The following is an 18,223-nucleotide window of genomic DNA, read 5'->3' as shown; positions in this document are numbered from 1 at the left end:
TTTTATTACAAAGAAATAAAAAAACCGCTTCGTATTGAAGCGGTTTTATAATATAAATCTAAGCGATTATTGTCCTTTTGAAGGAAATCTTGTCCAGGTAGCCAGCCAGTTGGTAGTACCGAATGCACCTACATAAGTTGTAGAAGTGAAGAAAGCATCCAGACCAGTAAAGCTTGAACCTGTTAAAGCATCTGAACCGGTAGCTGGTAACATATTAGGAGCATTGAGTGTAAATGGAGCAGTTAATTTAATATCTGCAGCAGTTGCATATGTTTTACAGCCTTCAGATTCTGCTTTGGTTTTAACTGCAGCAGCAGTTAAAGTGGCAGATGTTAAACCAGATACCCTGTATGGATCAGCAATAGCATGAACCAGGTTATTTTTAAATTCAGAAGTACCACCTGTACCGCTGTAGTCATTTGCTGTTCCATCAGACTCAATAGAGAAACCACCTTTCTGCCATCCCATCATGATTGAGTTACGCAATACAAAACGAACAGCTCTTCTCCATCTGTTACCATAGTTATGGTTGGCAGCCGTTCCGGTAGCATTATTGGGTCCAACAAAAGTAAAATTACTTAATACCGGGCGTGTATAAGGAGCGGCTGTTGTTCCTGAGCCATCATTATCTGCTTCAATACCATTACCGGCATCGCCATTATCAACGAATGCAGGGTCGCGTAAAGCCACGGCAAACTGAATTTTACCAGTATAACCAAAGTCGAAATCGAAATCATCATCCGCAGTTCCGTAAGCTACCAGGTATTTGGCATTTACAGTACCACCAAAGAATTCATACGCATCATCATTACCATAAACAATCTGGATGTTTTCCAGTGTTGTACCACTACCTACGGCACCTAAAGTAAGACCGTTAATTTCAGAACCGGGGAAAGCAGCAATACCCGCATATTCAATACGTACATATTTCATACTACCGGAATTATCTGCATCATTTGTACCGCCATATGGACGATCCAAACCACCTTCAATTACCGGAGTAGAAGAACGGTTGGTTTTAGCAAATCCTAAAACAACAATACCCCCCCAGTCGCCGGGAGCCCTTGCACCTGCATCCTGACCCGATGTAAATACGATTGGTTTATCTGCAGTACCGTTGGCTACTATTTTACCACCTCTTTCAACACAAAGTGCACCTTTCTCTGTTTTATCACTTTTAATTACTGTTCCTGGCTCTACAGTTAGGGTAATACCGTTAGGTACATAAACATACCCTTTTAGGGTCCATACCTTATCTGCAGTGAGTGTTTTGTTCTCAGTTAAAGAACCTTTCAACACAGTAGCATTTGGATCTACTGGTGGAGCTATAATCTCCTCGTCATCGTCATTCTTACTACAAGCAGTCATTGTCAATGCAGCCAATGCTACCATTGCAAGACGTGAAATTAAAAGTGAACGTATCATTTTCGTTATTTTTTATGCTGCAAAACAACCACTACAATGTAATGGGTATGTTACCGGAAGATTAACTAATTGTTACCACGCAACGGTAATGCAATAAAAAAAGCCCTCCGAAAGTTTCGGAGGGCCACATCTATCAACCTAAAACTATTGTTCAGTATTAAAAAGTATAAGAGAACCCTACACCGAAACTGGCGCCAAACAGGTTGCTCCACTGAATACGGTCGTCCTGACTCTTGTATCCGCGGTTCTCTTTTTTAGATTCCACATTATTATAGAAAATCTGTCTTGTATTCAACAGGTTAGCCATATTAATTTTCACTTCACCTTTCTTTTTAAACACTTTCTTGGCTAACTGGAAATCAAGAATACTTCTTCCATTTTCATATACATCGGGAATACCAAATGCACCCACTGTTTCAATACGCTGTCCAATTCTGTTGAACAATACAGTGCTGCTCCAGTTGGCTTCATTATCCGCATAGGTAAGGCTCAGGTTCACTAAATATGGCGACTGACCCTGCATAGGTCTTTTAGTATCATAAGGGTTTGTAGAAGCAGGCAGGTCAACGGTAGATTTGATCAGCGATGTATTGGCACTGAAAGTGGTATTGTTCCAGAATTTACCATCACCAAAGAATGACAGTTTCTTACGAAGATCCAGTTCAATACCGTAAGCATAGGCATTCTCAGGATTGAAGAAAGTAATCACCTGGTATTCTAAAGATGACTCACCAGACATACGCTGCTCAATAGGCTTGCTGAAATGTTTGAAGAACAAAGAGGCAGAAATAATTTCACCACTCTGTGGATAGGTTTCGAAACGCAGATCGATATTGGTGTTCTGGCTTCTCTCAAGCGCACCGTTACCACGAATGATGGCAGCTCTTACAAAGTCGAAATAAGAGAAATTGGCCACTTCACGGAAATCAGGTCTTGATACCGTTCTTGAAGCAGAGAAACGGAGATTTGATTTGGTATTAAAGCTATAAATCAGGTTAACAGAAGGAAGGATATCGAGGTAATCTTTTTTGATCACGGTTTTTGTACCGGAAACGTTACCTGTTTCTACTTCATAGTTAAATGTTTCTGCGCGCACACCCCAGATCAGTCTCCATTTTTCATTGAATTTATTATCCAGCATCAGGTAAGAACCTGTAAGCAATGAAGTAGCATCGTAACGGTCGGTATTGTTGGTAATTTCATTCAGGTAAAAACCATTGGCATACATATTACCATCGTTAAATACCTGACCCGGAGGCAATGACAATAAAGCCGAGTTAAAGCTCGAAGTGCTGGCTTCTTCATAACGGAAAGCACGGGCACCAAAATCGCGGATCTTATACTGCGTCAACACACCTGCTTTTAATGAAGAAGTAGTATTACCCCATTTCAGTTGCTTGCTGTAGTCAAGTTTACCACCTAAGGTATTCTCATCGAGCTCACTCCAGAAACGATAGGTATTTCTTAAGGCAATGGTATAAGGAATAGATTTGTCGTTCACCTGTGAGATATTTTTCTGATAAGGCTGTGAACGGTAATCAGGCTGGTCTTTTTTAGTGAAAGCAAAGTTCAGGTTCCATTTCAGTTTATCATTCGTTTTACCTAATGCATGTTCTCCTTCTAACTGAGAGCTGAAAATGGTTTTTTCCATGGCAATGGCAATCCTGTTTTTATTGATATACTGCAGGTCATTAAAGTTCGATCCTTCGCGAATAGTATTACTGTTTTCGAACACACGGTTAAACAGGTTCTTCAGTACAATTTTATTCTTCCCTTTTTTATATCCGATATTCAGTAAAGCACCCACACTGGTACTGAATGAATAAGAAGTATCTGCATAATCAAATAAGAGGTTGGTGGTACTGGTTGCATCACCATATTGCTGCCTGTCGGTAAGCTGAATGGTTTGGGAGTTTCTGTAAGTTAAAGAGCCCAGCATACCAAATGTTCCACCATTTTTACTGCTGAATTTTCTGGCGAAATTAATCTGGCCATTCAATGATGGCAGGGCTGTGGATCTGTCATCACCATACGTGTTGTACATGAGCCTTGAAGCCTGAATTTTCTGCGCAATATCGTAAGTTCTCCACCTGTTGGTTGAAGGAAAAGAAGAAGGGAATTTTCTGGAACCGTCATCAAAACCGAGGTAATCCATATCGCCTCTGTGACCAATATTAAAATCCTTTCCGGTTGAAATGCTGTTATAAGAAGTTGACAACGCAAGTCCGAAAGAATTCTTAAAAGGAATATCTTTTGTAGTAACCTGAACGATACCACCAGAGAATTCTCCGGGCATATCGGGCGTAGCGGTTTTATTGATCAACACATTATCAATCATATCAGAAGGCACAATATCAAAAGAGAAGGTTCTTCTGTCGGGCTCGGTGCTGGGCATTACTGCGCCGTTAATGGTAGCCACATTATAGCGGTCATTTAATCCTCTTACAATTACATATTTATCATCCTGAACACTGGTACCTGTAACACGTTTCAATACTTCACCCACGTTACGGTCTGGAGATTTTTTGATGGATTCTGAAGAGATACCATCAGATACGCTGGTATTATTCTTTTGCAGACTTAATACTGCAGATGCAGATTCTCTGCGGGCAGGAGTAGCGGTAACCACTACTTCATCCAGTTCTTTTTTCTGTTCTGTGAGTACGATATTCAGTTCATTGGTCTGACCGGCAACGATTACGATCTCATTAATGGTTTTTGTTTTAAAACCAGTCATGGAGAAAGTAAGTTCATAGGTACCAGGCGCCAGGCGAATACTGAAGCGGCCCTCCACATCGGAAATAAGTGAAATTTTCTTGGCTGCATTATAAATGGCAACTCCGGTAATCACTTCATTATTAGAAGAAGAAGCTATTTTACCGGTTAAAGTTCCGGTTTGAGCGAATACAGCAGTAAAAGAGAAAAGAGCGAGCAGGGTCGAAATAATAGATTTCACAGTGTTTATTTTGCTGCAAAAGTATTTCGGCAATGTTACCGCTATGTTACCCCAATGTTAAGGGAATATTACCTGGGGCGGGTTAAGGAGAAATTAAGGTGGGTTAAAAGGCTATTGAAGTCCCTCTTCTCCAGCTTTTAGCTCCTTAATCATCAGAAGTAGTTCAGGTAGCCGAAATTCGATGGTGTTCCATATTATTTGGTGATTGATTCCAAAATAATCATGAATGATAAAGTTTCTAAAGTCTTTAATGATACGCCACTCGATTTGAGGATTCCGGTCCTTAAAATGTTGAGGGATGCGAGAAACAGCTTCTCCTATAATTTCAAAGTTTCTTTCTACAGCATGACGCGTTTTGAGATCAGATTCAAATTTTTCATAATTGTATCCTTCGTAAATTCAAATATGGTCTGAATAGCAACATATATGTCTTCTAATAATAGCAGAGTACTACGCTCAGACATGTATCAGGCTTTTTTCAACATAAGGGAGATAATGAGGCTTTATGCCTTTACGGGATACCAAATCGATTTTAGCCATAAATCGATCTTCTAATTCATGTGCAAGACGTATATATGTATAGGCATCTACCGGATTATTAAAATCAACTAGTATATCAATATCACTATATTCTGTATTATCGCCGTTTGCATAAGACCCAAAAAGACCAAGTTCTGAGATTGGATAGCGTTTTTCCAACTCTTCTTTTTGGGTTTTAAGAATATTTAATATTTGGGCCTTAGTGTACATGCAATGGTAAAAATACAAAATCCCGCTGAACGGGATAAATTTTGCAGAGAGGAAGGGATTTGAATTTTGAGAACATTTTGTATATAATTAGTTGATTTACAAGTATTTATGATTTTTTTGTTTTTTTAGGACAATGAATAAGACAAGAAATCGTGATATGAATATACAAAATCGTATCAGAGTAATCGTAACGATAAAAAGATGGTTTTTGGGCATTTTAAGACGATTTAGGGCATGATCAGCGGATTCATGGATATGTCATTGGTAAATTTGAAGAAAGGCAAAATTTTAAAGTTTAGATGAAAGCAGGGGGTGGTAATCGTAGTTATGTAAAACATGAAAACAGTTTGTTTTAGGCGACTCGATTCGAGGAACTCTTGTATTAAATGCAAAAATGACTTACTTGAAATAAGTTCTAGTAATGTAAAAGGTGCAGAAAACAAACATTTTCTACACCTCTGGTTACCTTTTTCAATGAAAAGCTATCGCACAAAAGAGAGCAGAATTAAGTAAACACAAAAAATTGAAAAATACTTCTGTTAACCTTTTGTGGCTCGAATTCTTAAAATTACTTTGCAGTAAAAGTTAAGCACACTTACAATAGTTAATTATCTAATAATTTTAATGCCTTGGGTTGTTAATTTAAAAATCTGAACCCTCCTTAATGTAGGAAGTCCTAAAATGCTTATTAAGTATTCTTTCTACTCGCTTTCTATAATTTGTATTTGAAATGATTTTTTTTATAAATCTGACAAATATTGAAGGCAGGAGATCATGTATCCAGTTAGGGATATTTTCAAGAAACGATTCAAATAGTTTAATATAAAGATCTTTCTTATCACGAGTATTTTCACATTTATTAATTTGTTTTTCATACGTCTTTCGTATCGTTTCACACAATAAAATCAAGCTTTCGATCTCTTTTACATCCCATACTACAGGATATTTTGCTTCAAATATTTTTTTGCACTCAAGATATATAGACTCTTTATTACGGATTTCAAACAGAAAGACTTTTGAACAATAATCCATTTCATATTCCTCAGATAATATAGATACTTTATTAAGTTCCTTTTTAACTTCTTTTATATGCATATCATTAGTACCAACCTGATCAATATCATTGATTAAGGTAGTTTCTACTATTGACGTTTCTGATTTACTATCTGCGCAGTCAGTTTGATACGCTTTAAGAGTCGGCTTTACCCTGCGTAAATTTGATCGCCCTGTATTTGTATTCTCAATAATAAGTCCCATTCGACATAACTTATTTATACTTCTTGAAACCGAAGCGGTTGACATGTGTAACATTTTTGCTAAGTAAGCATTACTTGCAAAGCATTTATCTTTTTTATCTAAGCTTGCAACAAACATTAATAGAAACATATCGCAAGTTGTTAATTCAGAATTTTCATAAATCTCACGGAAGAAAAATAAGGTATTATACTCCCTTTTCTTTTCATAAATATTTGATTTCATGGGATTAGTTTTTTGATTTCTGATAATTTGTAGTACCAAGTGCCACCAATTTTGGAAGGTGTTATAACCCCATTAATACGTAAACGTTGGATAGTTGAGTTTGAAATGCCAAGTAATTTTTTTACCTCTCCAGTACGTAAAAACTGTTTTTCATCCGGCAAAGTTTCAAATGAAACTTTAAGCTCTCGAATTTCTTTGAGAAGGATTTCAATATCCCTTTTTGTAGCAATTTCTGTAATGTTCATAATAGTAAATTTTGCCCCAAAACGTAAGGGTTTCAATGTTTAAAAACAACCCCAATTTGAATCAAAGTGAAACATATGAACTTCAAACGTTAACAGAAGCATTGATATTCAGAGAGAAAAAAAATCTTACTTTTAAACCAATTAAATCAAATTGGCTATTGAAATAACTTAAATCATAAACATATAATTCTGCGGACGCTTATTCTGTCTTCCTAACCGACCAAGTAAATTATAGCACAAGAATAAGAGGATGCCTCCACAATGCGTGGGGCTTCTCTATTTTGTGCATGCGCTCTTGGTCGGGCGTGGAAGACAGGTAGATGTAGCTTCCACGCAGATTTTTTTTATATCGGAAAAGGAAGCACCGATAAAACCCGACAATTGACAGATTCTATTTTTTCAAGAGTGTTTTCGTATAGGCAGAGAGAAAATCATTCACCTTTGGAGAATTTTCTTACAGAAATATTTGCCTACTGTATTGAATCTGACGAAATGTTTCGTCTAGATTTCATGACTACATGTTTAAATCTGCACATTCCCAAAAAAGAAATTCCATCCATTACTACACAATTGGAATATGATGATTATGGAAGACCTGACGTTGAAATCAACTATCAAAATATTTCAATTTTGGTTGAGTGTAAAGTTGAAGCATCAGAAAGAGAAAATCAGCTTTTAGATTATGCTGAGATATTGAACCGTTACAAAGAAGATAAGAAAAAGCACATTGTTTTCTTGACAAAGTATTATGAGCATAAAGAGCTGAATAATGACAAAATCAATCTGCATTTGATCCGCTGGTATAGCGTATATGAAATTATTAATGAAAGGCATCTACAAATAACAAATCATCTTAAATACTTTTTAAAAGAACATGGTATGGAAAAATTAAACTCTTTTACACTCCAGGATTTGGTAGCAATGCAAACCATAGCGGAGACTATGACGAAGATGGATGAATTATTGGAACAATTTAAACCTGAGTTTGAAAAACAATTTGGGGGATACTCAAAAAGTTCAAGTCGGAGTACACGACTTTCAAATAATATTTATATCAATTTTGTAGAACTGAATTATAATGACTCTCCTTATTATTTATTAATAGGTTTTTTTTGGTGGGGAGAATTAAAAATACCATGTGTTGGAATTTCACTAGAAATCCCCATGAAAAAATCCCAGCATTCTGAATTAACAAGAATATTAGATAAATCCCTCGTAGAAGAATTAAATTGGAGTTTTGAAGATGACGGAACTTACTATTATTATTCATCTTCAAAACTTCTAACAGATTTTATTTCATCAGACGATGATAGCTTGCCCGCTATGAAAAAATTTCTACAATCGCAGTTAGATTTATTGTACACAGTAAGAAAGAAATATCCGAAATTACTTGTTAAGTAAAAATCTTAAATAATGTAATATCCTGTTTTCGTTTGAAAATTATCAAGTATGATTGCCAAAATACTTTTAAGAACTTCACAAAGTTCAGAGAGCCTTAGTATTTCCTGATTTGCTTGATCTAAGGTATAAATTACTGGTTGAGCACCAGCATCTTTATCTTTAGTTTGAAATTCCCAAATCGTAAAATAAGAGTGATCTTTAGAATCCCAAATTATCGGACAATGAGCCATCCGGTGTCTAAACTGAAAATGATTTAATTCCTCAAATATCAACTTGTTGGAATTATATAATCTTTCATCAATCATAGAAATTGCTTCAATTGCCTTTATTACTTTGTCTTTGAATTTTATATCTTTTAGGTTAAGTCCATCCCATGCAACGTTATCACCATTGGCGATTATAATAATTTGAGAAAGCATGGTTTCAATATGTGCAGAGTAAGACAAAGTTTTACCTCTTAATCCATATTCTATATCGTTTAATTTGGACTCCATAATTAATCTCATTTTATAAATCAAAAACTAAAATTTCAGCAATATCAGATTGCTTTTAACAAAGCAGCATTGACCTTTTTCATCTCTTTTGACAACTTTTCAGTAATTATTTTAGCATATATCTGAGTAGTTTTTATACTTGAGTGGCCTAACATAGTAGATACAGCTTCAAGTGATACTCCTTTGGTTAACATTAATGTTGCAAATGTATGTCTAGCTATGTGAGTTGTTAGCTCCTTTTTGATACCACACAAGTCGGCAATCTCTTTTAAATATGCATTATGTTTCTGGTTACTTTTCACAGGTAGTAATTTACCGGTAGCTAGACACTCTTCGTTGTTTTTATATTTTGATAGAATATCAATAGCGGGATCTAGTAATGGCACTTTTGTAATTACTCCTGTTTTTGTTCTTTTTAAAGTTATTATCTGGTGACCATCAATTTGGCGAATGATATTTTCAGATTTCAATTTTGCAACATCAGAATAAGATAATCCTGTATAACAACAAAAAAGAAAAACATCCCTTACACAATTGGTTCGATAAATATCTATATTCAATCTAGTAATTAAATGAATCTCTTCTTCGGTAAGATAATCTCTTTCAACACGTTCCAATTTCGCCTTATATCTCAACAATGGATTGTATTGTAACCATTCTCTTTCTACCGCATAATTTAGTATTGTTTTCAGGTTTTTAACATATTTTACTGTTGTATTGTTTGCACACTTTCTAACTGTTTTTAAGTATAATTCATAAGTAGTCGCAAATGAATAAGATATTTCTGATAAACTCATATCAGATTGCAGACCCTGATATTTTAAAAAGTCTTTGACATGCGATAGAGATGTTAGATATCGTTCGTATGTTCCCTCAGAGTAACTTTTGTCAATTAATGGTTTTACATAACTTTCATTATAGAAATCGTGAACTTCTACAAGTGTTTTCTGTTTTTCCCCTTTCCCCTTGTATAGATTAACAACAAGTTCAGCAGTAACTAATTTACCCTTGTTTTGCAGATCATTTCGGATATTGAGTAGTTTGTTATTAATACTTTCAAGAGTATTATTAAATGTTTTTGATCTTTCGTTATTGCCAAGAACTTTGTGTGTTTTGGGGTTCCAAATTTTTTCATCAATCCATATTTGGGTGGACATTTCACGAATTTTTCCATTTACTGTTAGGCGGCAATAAACAGGGTGTTCTTTATTATTATTTTGTTTTACCCTATTTAAAAAGAATAGTACACTAAATGTGTTACGACTGGCGGATTCATTTTTTTTCATGGCTACTAATTGTGAGTAAAAGAAGATAAGGGCTGAGATGTTTAAAACCAAGCGCACTTTTTTGTAAATCATAGTCCCTACGATTGATAATCGATAGACAACGATTTAGACAGATAATTTTGGGATAAAAAGGACGGTTTTGGATAGTATTTGAAACAAAAAAAACCGCAGGAATTACGGTTTGAGGACGTTTTGAACAACGTCGGATAGATATTTTGCAGAGAGGAAGGGATTCGAACCCTCGATACGGTTTCCCGTATACACACTTTCCAGGCGTGCTCCTTCAACCACTCGGACACCTCTCTGTATTTTTAAAGGACTGCAAAAGTAATGGTTAGGCCCTCAGTTTCCGAATATTTTTTGGGCATTTGCGGTGGTAATGGCTGCAATTTCTTCGATACTGGTCTTTTTTACTTCAGCCAGTTTTTTAGCCACTTCTATCATATAACTGCTTTCATTTCGCTTACCCCGATAGGGTACCGGGCTCAGGTATGGAGCGTCGGTTTCAAGTACCATATGCTCCAAGCCTATTTTATCCAAAGCTTCTGGCAGACCCGCATTTTTATACGTTAACACACCCCCTATGCCCAGCAAAAAATCCATTGCTACAATCTGCTTTGCCGACTCATAACTCCCGCTGAAACAATGAAAAATACCTTTTAACCCCTTCGCAGCATAAGGTTTTACCATATCAATGGTTTCCTGCATGGCATTTCGGGTATGAATTACAATGGGCATTCGACGCTCAAGGGCCCATTCCATCTGCAATGCAAAAGCATTTCTTTGCTGAGCGGCAAAAGTTTTATCCCAGTAAAAATCCAGCCCAATCTCCCCTACTGCCACAAAAGATCGTTTATTCAACCATTCCAGCACAATCGCCAATTCCTTCTCCACATTTTCATTCACTGAGCAGGGATGCAAACCCATCATGGCAAAACACACACCCGGATTGGCTGCTTCAAGAAAAAGCATGGCATCAATCACTTCACTGTCAATAGCAGGCAGGTAAAACTTTTCGATGCCCAGCGCCCGGGCACGATTAATAATTTCCTGGTTTTCGGTACCAAATTCAGTTGAATAGAGGTGACAGTGTGTATCAATCAATATCATAGCGCAAAATTGCCGATAAATATTAAGTCAGCATCAGTAAACCCGCTTATTTACATTTTTTTTCATGGATGGAAAATAAAACGAAATGAATGCTCGTTATTAGTCCACGAACCCGGATTAAGATCAACAGGCGATCAAAAGATTCATCCCGCATAGTCGGGGAAAATTGTTTTCATAGGGTACGGATTAAAAGCAGAGCCAGAGTTTCTACTCTGGCTATTTTTTTACTATAACCGGTCAAAAACATAGCCTTCACTGGTAAAATGTTTTAAAACAGCCGGTAATGCCACCGACATCCGGTCCCAGGCTTTTTCACTATCATGAAATAAAACAATAGACCCCGGCCCACTATGATACAACACATAAGATAAACTGGCTTGAGGTGTAAGGTTCATATCAAAATCAGCACTCAGCACATCCCACATAATAATCTTCATCCCCTTTTCCTGCAACTGTTTTACCTGCGATCTTTTGATCCTCCCATAAGGCGGTCTGAATAAATCTGTCTGAATATAGCCGGCTGCCTTCATTGTATCTGCGAGGTAATCTTCATCCGGAGTTTTCCATCCATTTAAATGCTGATGGGTATGATTACCCACTGCATGTCCTTCGGCAAGTATGCGCTGGTAAATAGCAGGTTCGGCTGCTACATTTTTACCGATACAGAAAAAACTTGCTTTGGCGTTATATGCCGCCAACGTATCCAACACAAAAGGCGTGGCAACAGGATGCGGCCCATCATCGAAACTGAGATAGATTTTTTTCCCCTGTGCAGGCATACGCCATACCAGCGTTGGATACAAAGCCCTTAACCACCAGGGTGTTTTGGTGAGATACATATGACGAAGATACAAGCTTCAAGTGGCAAGCTACAAGGTTTGGAGCCGGACAAATACTACCTCCACCCTTTAGCTGAAACCTGAAGCTTGCCACTTGAACCCCGTATCTCAGTACTCCTATCTTGGAACCTGTATCTTGATACCTCTATCTTGATACCTCTATCTTGGTACTTGCTGTCTACAGCCCCTATCTTTGCAGCATGAACAGAAAAGTACGTGTACGTTTTGCCCCTTCTCCAACCGGCGGACTTCATTTAGGTGGGGTGAGAACCGTTTTATTCAATTATTTATTTGCCAAACAGCAGGGCGGCGATTTTATTCTCAGGATTGAAGATACTGACCAGACCCGTTTTGTTTCAGGTGCAGAAGACTATATTTTTCAGACACTGGAATGGTGCGGATTGGTACCTGATGAAAGTCCGAAACATGGCGGACCTTTTGCACCTTACAGACAGAGTGAAAGAAAAGCAATGTACAGGCAATATGCCGAGCAACTTGTGAAAGATGGGTATGCCTATTATGCATTTGATACCCCTGCCGATCTGGAAGCCATGCGTGTTGATTTTAAAACCACTGAAAATCCATCCCCTCAGTACAATCAGCATATCCGCACAAAAATGCGGAATTCACTCACACTGGGTGATGATGAAGTAAAGCAACTCATCGGCGAAGGTATACCCTATGTTATCCGTATTAAAATGCCGGAGCATGAAACAGTAAGTTTTACTGATATGATTCGTGGAGAAGTATCTTTTCACACTTCACAGGTAGATGATAAAGTATTATTGAAGGCCGACGGAATGCCTACCTATCATTTAGCAGTGGTAGTAGATGATTACCTGATGCAGATATCGCACGCATTCCGCGGAGAAGAATGGTTACCCTCTGCACCGGTTCATTTATTATTATGGAAATACCTGGGCTGGCAAAATGCCATGCCGCAATGGGCACACCTTCCACTGATATTAAAACCAGATGGTAATGGCAAACTCAGCAAACGTGATGGTGACAGACTTGGATTCCCGGTATTTGCCATGGACTGGACCGATCCGAAAACCAATGAAACTACTATCGGCTTTAAAGAAAGAGGCTTTTTACCTGAAGCATTTGTAAACCTGCTGGCTATGCTGGGCTGGAACGATGGTACCGATCAGGAATTGTTTACATTGAATGAACTGATCCAAAAATTCTCTATGGATCGTGTACATAAAGGCGGGGCAAAATTTGATTACGAAAAAGCCAGGTGGTATAACCATGAGTGGATCAAAAAGACAGAGGCCTCAATACTTGCACCTGCTGTTCAGTCTTTACTGACCGAAAAAAATATTACTGTTACCAATACCACATTATTACACACAGTAATCAACCTTGTAAAAGAGCGTTGTACCTTATTGCCTGATTTCATACCTCAAAGTATTTTCTTTTTTGAAGCACCTGTTCAGGTGGATACAGATTCTATTAAACCCAAATGGGATGAAAAGAAAAATCTCTTTTTTACCGAACTGATCCGCGCCTATGAACTCAGTACATTATGGGAAGCCACTGACCTTGAAAAAGAATTTAAAGAGCTGGCAGCAGCCAACCAGCTGAAACCCGGTGAATTGATGTTACCCTTCCGTATTATGCTCGTGGGTGGTAAATTCGGACCCGGCGTCTTTGATATTGCCGCTTTGATTGGAAAAGAAGATACGGTGGGGCGGATTAAGCATACACTTTCGTTGCTGGCCTCTTAAATAATTTATTGCCGCTAAAGGCACAGAAAGGCACTGAATGATTCTGTGTATTTCTGTGCCTTCAGTGGCAACCCTCTCGCTTTAACAGGAATTTGTATCTTTCTGCAAATAACCTGCATGAATACCCCTTTAAGACTAATTTATCTTTTAGCCCTCATTCGTTTTATTCTCCCTTTTTTTCTCGTACACCCCTTTTATGAATTGCATCGCGATGAATACCTCTATCTCGCCGAAGCCAGGCATCTTGCATGGGGATTTCTTGAAGTACCTCCTATGTTGTCGTTCATGGCATGGATCAGCAATGCATTCGGCGCTTCCATTTTTTGGGTGAAGTTCTGGCCCGCATTGATCGGCTCCTGCACATTTATATTGATGGGAAGGATTATCGTTTCATTGGGTGGGCGTGCATTTGCTATTCTGCTTGCTTTTCTGCCATTTGTATTTACCGGTTATATCCGGTTGTTTTACTATTTCCACCCGAATTTTCTGGATGTTTTTTTCTGGACACTTAATGTATATGCACTCATCCGTTATATACAAACTTCCAAAAATAGTTGGCTCTATGTGTTTGGCATCAGTGTAGGTCTGGGTATGTTAAGCAAATATTCTGTAGCGTTTTATACTGCCAGCATCGTGGTAGCTTTATTGCTCACAAAAGACAGAAAGATTTTTCTGAACAAACATCTCTATCTCTCTGCTGCTGTTGCTTTGCTCATTATGTTGCCGAATATTCTTTGGCAATACAATCACAATTTTCCATTGATAGCGCATATGGAAGAATTGAAAGAGGAACAACTCCAGTTTAATAATCCACTTGATTTTCTCAAAGATCAGTTGATGATGTTTCTGCCATGTGTTTTTATCTGGCTGGCGGGTTTGTATTTCACTGCATTTACCAGTGAAGGCAAGCCATACCGCACGGTAGCGTTTACCTACCTGTTTGTCATTGCTTTGCTTACTTATATGAATGGCAAAAGTTATTATGCCGCAGGAGCCTATCCTGTTCTCTTTGCTTTTGGTGCATTTTACCTGGAGAAGATTACCACTACAAAAGCAAAGTTTCTTCGCTATGTTTTTGTAGTGATACCTGTTGCATTCGGCTCTTTAATTATGCCTTTGTTATTACCCATAATGAAACCACAGGAACTGGCCGACTGGTATAAAAAGAAAGAAATTAATACAACCGGAAGTTTTAAATGGGAGGATCAACAATACCATCCCTTACCACAGGATTTTGCCGACATGATTGGCTGGCGTGAACTTGCAGAAAAAACGGCAGCTGTATATAAAAGTTTACCCGATAGCCAGCAACAAAAAACAATGATATACTGTCGCGGTTATTTCACAGCTGGTGCTTTAAACTACCATGCCAAAAAACTGGGCTTGCCTGAAGTATATAGCGACAATGCTTCTTTTCTCTTCTGGATGCCCGAAAAATATGATTTCAAACACCTGATACTGGTTGGAAAAAGAATGCCGGATGCCGATGATATCGTTTTTCAGCAATTTGAAAAAGTAACCATTAAAGACTCCATTCATTACCCGCTGTTTCGCGAAACCGGGATGAAAATTATACTGTTTGAAAACGGAAACGACTCCTTGCGGTCTATTACGGAACGTGGCGTGGCAGCATTGAAAGCGCGCTTTCAACGAAAATGATTCCTTATTTTTACAGCCTAAATCGATTGCATGAGTAATTCAAAACGTCCTGTTCGGGTATTGGTGGCTAAAGTGGGTTTGGATGGTCATGACCGCGGCGCTAAAGTAATTGCAACGGCATTACGTGATGCAGGTATGGAAGTAATTTATACCGGTCTTCGCCAGACACCTGAAATGGTGGTAAATGCAGCCTTACAGGAAGACGTTGACGCAATTGGTATCAGCATATTAAGTGGTGCCCACATGACTGTATTTCCCAAAGTGGTACAATTGCTTAAAGAAAAAGGCATGAATGACGTATTACTCACGGGCGGAGGAATTATTCCGGAAGACGATATGAAAACATTGAATGAAATGGGTGTGGGAAAACTGTTTGCTCCCGGTACCGCTACCAGTGAAATAGCCGGTTATATTGCTGAATGGACAGCTACCCACAGAACTTTTTAGCCCTGTCATTATCAACTCATATCTCAGGCAACTGAAGTCGCTTACGTTTCGAGAGAATACGTATTCCTACAATGATGACTACACAAATAAATAAACCAAGATTATACTCCAGTCCGATTTTTTTTAACAGGATATAGATAATACCTCCAATTGCACAGGCCGTTGCATACAGTTCTCCTTTTTTCAGCAGGTTGGGAACCTCTCCGCAGATAATATCTGCAATCAGGCCACCAAAAGTAGCAGACATTACACCCATGATAACCGCATAACCTTCATTGATTCCGAACAAAAGACTACGCTCTATACCTCCCGCGGTAAACATCCCCAAACCAATAGCATCAGTAAAGAATAAAGTTCTTCTGAAACGTGCAGGATTGGTTTTTAATAAAGAGATGATTAATACGGCAGACACCACAAGTGCCAATGCTAAATAATCGTTTACCCAGTTCACCGGGCGAACACCAATCAGCAGATCACGAATAGTTCCGCCGCCGTATGCTGTTGCAAAAGCTACCACAGCAGCACCAAAAATATCCATTTGATGCGCCCTTGCCTTAAGTGCACCGGTTGCAGCAAAAACGAAAATACCTGTGTAAAGTATAACTTCAATCAGATTCATATTACAAAATACAAAAGAACACGGCAGCTCCCGTATTTTTGCAGAAATAGATTGCCATGTATCAAACATTAGTCACCCATTTGGAGAATGGTATTTTCACTATTACCATTAACCGTCCCGATAAACTCAATGCCCTGAACCAACAGGTAATGTCTGACCTGGATAATGTAATGGATGAAGTGTACCGAAATGATGAAATTAAATCTGTCATCATTACCGGCGCCGGACCAAAGGCATTTGTAGCTGGTGCCGATATCAGCGAATTCAGTGGAGCTTCTGTGGAAGAAGGTAAGGCACTGGCTAAAAGAGGGCAGGATATTTTCTTTAAGATTGAACGCTCTCCCAAACCTGTTGTTGCCTGTGTAAATGGTTTTGCACTCGGCGGCGGTTGTGAGCTGGCCATGAGTTGCCATTTCAGACTGGCTGCTGAAAATGCGAAATTTGGTCAGCCTGAAGTAAATCTTGGGCTGATACCCGGTTATGGTGGTACACAGCGACTTGTTCAATTAATTGGCAAAGGCCGTGCTTTAGAGTTACTGATGAGTGCCGGTATGATTGATGCCAATATAGCCCTTCAACTGGGTCTGGTAAATTATGTGGTACCACAGGATGAACTCATAAAAAAAGCAATTGCCATACTGGAACTGATTAATACCAAAGCACCCATAGCTGTTGCCAAATGCATTGAAAGTGCCAATGCCGTATTTGATGAAACCAGAGATGGTTTTACTGTTGAGGTGAATGCTTTTGGTGATTGTTTTGCAACGGCTGATATGAAAGAAGGAACAAGCGCCTTTCTGGAAAAAAGAAAAGCAATATTTAAGGGAAACTAATTCTCCCAATACAAGTCCACCCTGTTTAATTTTGGAAATACATAACACCAACACTGTTCATTAAAAATTATATGACAGTGTTGGTGTTACTGTAAGGGCTTCCGGGCTATTTGTAGATATGAGGTAATAGAACCTGCTTCTGATACCCAGACGAAATCTTGTATCAATCTTCGCCATATAGGAAAATCCGATAAAAGCACCACCTTCTTCTAACCTGCTATTTTTGAAATTACGTTCTTCAAACAGGACAGTTCTCCGAAAGGAAGATATTTCTACCTCTTGCTGAAAAGATCTTAAGTAAAAGAATCCTGCTTCTACAGAAAAGTTTGACTTAGAACCTCCTATACCAAATTCATAATTCACCTGATAAAATTGGTTTTTATGTGTGATGGGAAAATCAAGAATTCCGATCCCAACCCCATTTACCACGCCTGAATAAGAAAGTACCCGGCTGTTTGATGAACTGGCATAACCAAGTCCAAGTTTATTTCGTTTACCAATACGGTATTTTATTTCAAGCCCACCAATTGCACCAATAACTGATTTATTGTAAAAATTAATGTCTGAAAAAGAGTTTGGGGACTCATCATAATCATCTACAAAAAAATTACGCTGAAACCCATAGTTTGCTTCAATGGATATTCTTTTTTCCTGTGCATAAAGAACACCTGTTCCCATAATCAATATGCATATACCAAGACTCAGTACTTTTCTCATAAAACATGTATTAAAATGAACTCATTAATTGACACAAGAATAGGCGTTTGTTTTAATATAAAAATGGGTGAAAACACTGATTTTTTCGCTGACTTATAGAGCTAACACGATGAATCGTAGCTATTGTTAAAAACAGATAAATACCCAACAAAAAATAAGAACCCCGCGAGTAATGGAGTTTATAGTTTCAGGGAATGATTGATTTATTGCAAAATGCAATACTCATCATT

At 38.1% G+C, this 18,223-nt stretch carries 17 protein-coding genes and 1 tRNA gene; 5 read left to right on the top strand and 13 right to left on the bottom strand.

The features are described 5' to 3' along the window. Positions 1-66: 66 nt before the first annotated feature. The 6 genes from KXJ59_RS06800 to KXJ59_RS06780 all read right to left on the bottom strand — a co-directional run bounded on the left by KXJ59_RS06800 (position 67) and on the right by KXJ59_RS06780 (position 6,855). Positions 67-1,425: a hypothetical protein gene (locus tag KXJ59_RS06800; protein ID WP_295202397.1), complete on the bottom strand. Its 1,359-nt coding sequence runs from the start codon at positions 1,423-1,425 to the stop codon at positions 67-69. A 157-nt stretch (positions 1,426-1,582) separates the two neighbouring features. After that, complete coding sequence (locus tag KXJ59_RS06795) at positions 1,583-4,381, bottom strand: TonB-dependent receptor (protein WP_295202395.1); 2,799 nt, start codon at positions 4,379-4,381, stop codon at positions 1,583-1,585. Between the two features lie 111 nt (positions 4,382-4,492). After that, positions 4,493-4,780, bottom strand: a complete 288-nt coding sequence (locus tag KXJ59_RS15990; RefSeq protein WP_363265931.1) for a HepT-like ribonuclease domain-containing protein — start codon at positions 4,778-4,780, stop codon at positions 4,493-4,495. Positions 4,781-4,837: 57 nt separating this feature from the next. Beyond that, positions 4,838-5,131, bottom strand: coding sequence for a nucleotidyltransferase family protein (locus tag KXJ59_RS06790; protein ID WP_295202393.1), 294 nt, complete (start codon positions 5,129-5,131; stop codon positions 4,838-4,840). A gap of 642 nt (positions 5,132-5,773) precedes the next feature. Then, positions 5,774-6,610, bottom strand: coding sequence for a helix-turn-helix domain-containing protein (locus KXJ59_RS06785; RefSeq protein ID WP_295202391.1), 837 nt, complete (start codon positions 6,608-6,610; stop codon positions 5,774-5,776). Continuing rightward, positions 6,607-6,855, bottom strand: coding sequence for a helix-turn-helix domain-containing protein (locus KXJ59_RS06780; RefSeq protein ID WP_295202389.1), 249 nt, complete (start codon positions 6,853-6,855; stop codon positions 6,607-6,609). The genes KXJ59_RS06785 and KXJ59_RS06780 overlap by 4 nt, the downstream gene beginning before the upstream one ends. 261 nt (positions 6,856-7,116) lie before the next feature. Between KXJ59_RS06780 and KXJ59_RS06775 the strand changes: the two genes are divergently transcribed. After that, positions 7,117-8,256 carry a PD-(D/E)XK nuclease family protein gene (locus KXJ59_RS06775; protein WP_295202387.1) on the top strand — a complete coding sequence of 380 codons (1,140 nt, stop codon included), beginning with the start codon at positions 7,117-7,119 and terminating at the stop codon, positions 8,254-8,256. 5 nt (positions 8,257-8,261) lie between these two features. On the opposite strand, the gene KXJ59_RS06770 is transcribed toward KXJ59_RS06775, so the two are convergent. From KXJ59_RS06770 to KXJ59_RS06750, 5 genes are all read right to left on the bottom strand, one after another. Beyond that, entirely contained in the window at positions 8,262-8,750 is a 489-nt protein-coding gene (locus KXJ59_RS06770) for a hypothetical protein (protein WP_295202386.1), read from the bottom strand. A 44-nt stretch (positions 8,751-8,794) separates the two neighbouring features. Continuing rightward, entirely contained in the window at positions 8,795-10,036 is a 1,242-nt protein-coding gene (locus tag KXJ59_RS06765) for a site-specific integrase (protein ID WP_295202384.1), read from the bottom strand. A gap of 218 nt (positions 10,037-10,254) precedes the next feature. Next, positions 10,255-10,341: transfer RNA gene (locus KXJ59_RS06760), tRNA-Ser, on the bottom strand. Positions 10,342-10,378: 37 nt separating this feature from the next. Next, complete coding sequence (locus KXJ59_RS06755) at positions 10,379-11,146, bottom strand: TatD family hydrolase (RefSeq protein ID WP_295202382.1); 768 nt, start codon at positions 11,144-11,146, stop codon at positions 10,379-10,381. 227 nt (positions 11,147-11,373) lie between these two features. Further along, entirely contained in the window at positions 11,374-11,985 is a 612-nt protein-coding gene (locus tag KXJ59_RS06750) for a polysaccharide deacetylase family protein (protein WP_295202381.1), read from the bottom strand. 200 nt (positions 11,986-12,185) lie between these two features. Here KXJ59_RS06750 and gltX point away from each other — a divergent pair, with 200 nt between their 5' ends. From gltX to KXJ59_RS06735, 3 genes are all read left to right on the top strand, one after another. Further along, on the top strand, positions 12,186-13,718 hold the full coding sequence (gltX, locus tag KXJ59_RS06745) for a glutamate--tRNA ligase (protein WP_295202380.1): 1,533 nt from the start codon (positions 12,186-12,188) through the stop codon (positions 13,716-13,718). Between the two features lie 117 nt (positions 13,719-13,835). Continuing rightward, positions 13,836-15,377: a glycosyltransferase family 39 protein gene (locus KXJ59_RS06740; protein WP_295202379.1), complete on the top strand. Its 1,542-nt coding sequence runs from the start codon at positions 13,836-13,838 to the stop codon at positions 15,375-15,377. Positions 15,378-15,407: 30 nt separating this feature from the next. Then, positions 15,408-15,824 (top strand): cobalamin B12-binding domain-containing protein, encoded by a 417-nt coding sequence (locus KXJ59_RS06735; protein ID WP_295202378.1) that lies wholly within the window; start codon positions 15,408-15,410, stop codon positions 15,822-15,824. Positions 15,825-15,840: 16 nt separating this feature from the next. Here the strand turns inward: KXJ59_RS06735 and KXJ59_RS06730 are convergent, their stop codons facing one another. Next, complete coding sequence (locus KXJ59_RS06730) at positions 15,841-16,443, bottom strand: trimeric intracellular cation channel family protein (RefSeq protein WP_295202377.1); 603 nt, start codon at positions 16,441-16,443, stop codon at positions 15,841-15,843. 56 nt (positions 16,444-16,499) lie between these two features. On the opposite strand from KXJ59_RS06730, the gene KXJ59_RS06725 reads away from it, so the two are divergent. Next, complete coding sequence (locus KXJ59_RS06725; protein WP_295202376.1) at positions 16,500-17,276, top strand: enoyl-CoA hydratase-related protein; 777 nt, start codon at positions 16,500-16,502, stop codon at positions 17,274-17,276. 60 nt (positions 17,277-17,336) lie between these two features. Here the strand turns inward: KXJ59_RS06725 and KXJ59_RS06720 are convergent, their stop codons facing one another. Beyond that, the gene (locus KXJ59_RS06720; RefSeq protein ID WP_295202375.1) at positions 17,337-17,993 is read right to left on the bottom strand and encodes a hypothetical protein; all 657 of its coding nucleotides are present in this window, start codon (positions 17,991-17,993) and stop codon (positions 17,337-17,339) included. Between the last annotated feature and the right edge of the window lie 230 nt (positions 17,994-18,223).

Source organism: Sediminibacterium sp. (assembly GCF_019264485.1).
GTDB lineage: Bacteria > Bacteroidota > Bacteroidia > Chitinophagales > Chitinophagaceae > Sediminibacterium.
The sequence above is the reverse complement of the archived record's forward strand: the minus strand, read 5'-3'. Positions and strand labels throughout refer to the sequence as shown.

Excerpts from the sequence above, each read along its gene's own strand:
- KXJ59_RS06790 (WP_295202393.1), bottom strand. The coding sequence starts at position 5,131 with ATGTACACTAAGGCCCAAATATTAAATATTCTTAAAACCCAAAAAGAA.
- KXJ59_RS06730 (WP_295202377.1), bottom strand. The coding sequence starts at position 16,443 with ATGAATCTGATTGAAGTTATACTTTACACAGGTATTTTCGTTTTTGCT.
- KXJ59_RS06785 (WP_295202391.1), bottom strand. The coding sequence starts at position 6,610 with ATGAAATCAAATATTTATGAAAAGAAAAGGGAGTATAATACCTTATTT.
- KXJ59_RS06780 (WP_295202389.1), bottom strand. The coding sequence starts at position 6,855 with ATGAACATTACAGAAATTGCTACAAAAAGGGATATTGAAATCCTTCTC.
- KXJ59_RS06770 (WP_295202386.1), bottom strand. The coding sequence starts at position 8,750 with ATGGAGTCCAAATTAAACGATATAGAATATGGATTAAGAGGTAAAACT.
- KXJ59_RS06740 (WP_295202379.1), top strand. The coding sequence starts at position 13,836 with ATGAATACCCCTTTAAGACTAATTTATCTTTTAGCCCTCATTCGTTTT.
- KXJ59_RS06750 (WP_295202381.1), bottom strand. The coding sequence starts at position 11,985 with ATGTATCTCACCAAAACACCCTGGTGGTTAAGGGCTTTGTATCCAACG.
- KXJ59_RS06775 (WP_295202387.1), top strand. The coding sequence starts at position 7,117 with ATGCGTGGGGCTTCTCTATTTTGTGCATGCGCTCTTGGTCGGGCGTGG.
- KXJ59_RS06755 (WP_295202382.1), bottom strand. The coding sequence starts at position 11,146 with ATGATATTGATTGATACACACTGTCACCTCTATTCAACTGAATTTGGT.
- KXJ59_RS06720 (WP_295202375.1), bottom strand. The coding sequence starts at position 17,993 with ATGAGAAAAGTACTGAGTCTTGGTATATGCATATTGATTATGGGAACA.
- KXJ59_RS06735 (WP_295202378.1), top strand. The coding sequence starts at position 15,408 with ATGAGTAATTCAAAACGTCCTGTTCGGGTATTGGTGGCTAAAGTGGGT.
- gltX (WP_295202380.1), top strand. The coding sequence starts at position 12,186 with ATGAACAGAAAAGTACGTGTACGTTTTGCCCCTTCTCCAACCGGCGGA.
- KXJ59_RS06800 (WP_295202397.1), bottom strand. The coding sequence starts at position 1,425 with ATGATACGTTCACTTTTAATTTCACGTCTTGCAATGGTAGCATTGGCT.
- KXJ59_RS06765 (WP_295202384.1), bottom strand. The coding sequence starts at position 10,036 with ATGAAAAAAAATGAATCCGCCAGTCGTAACACATTTAGTGTACTATTC.
- KXJ59_RS06725 (WP_295202376.1), top strand. The coding sequence starts at position 16,500 with ATGTATCAAACATTAGTCACCCATTTGGAGAATGGTATTTTCACTATT.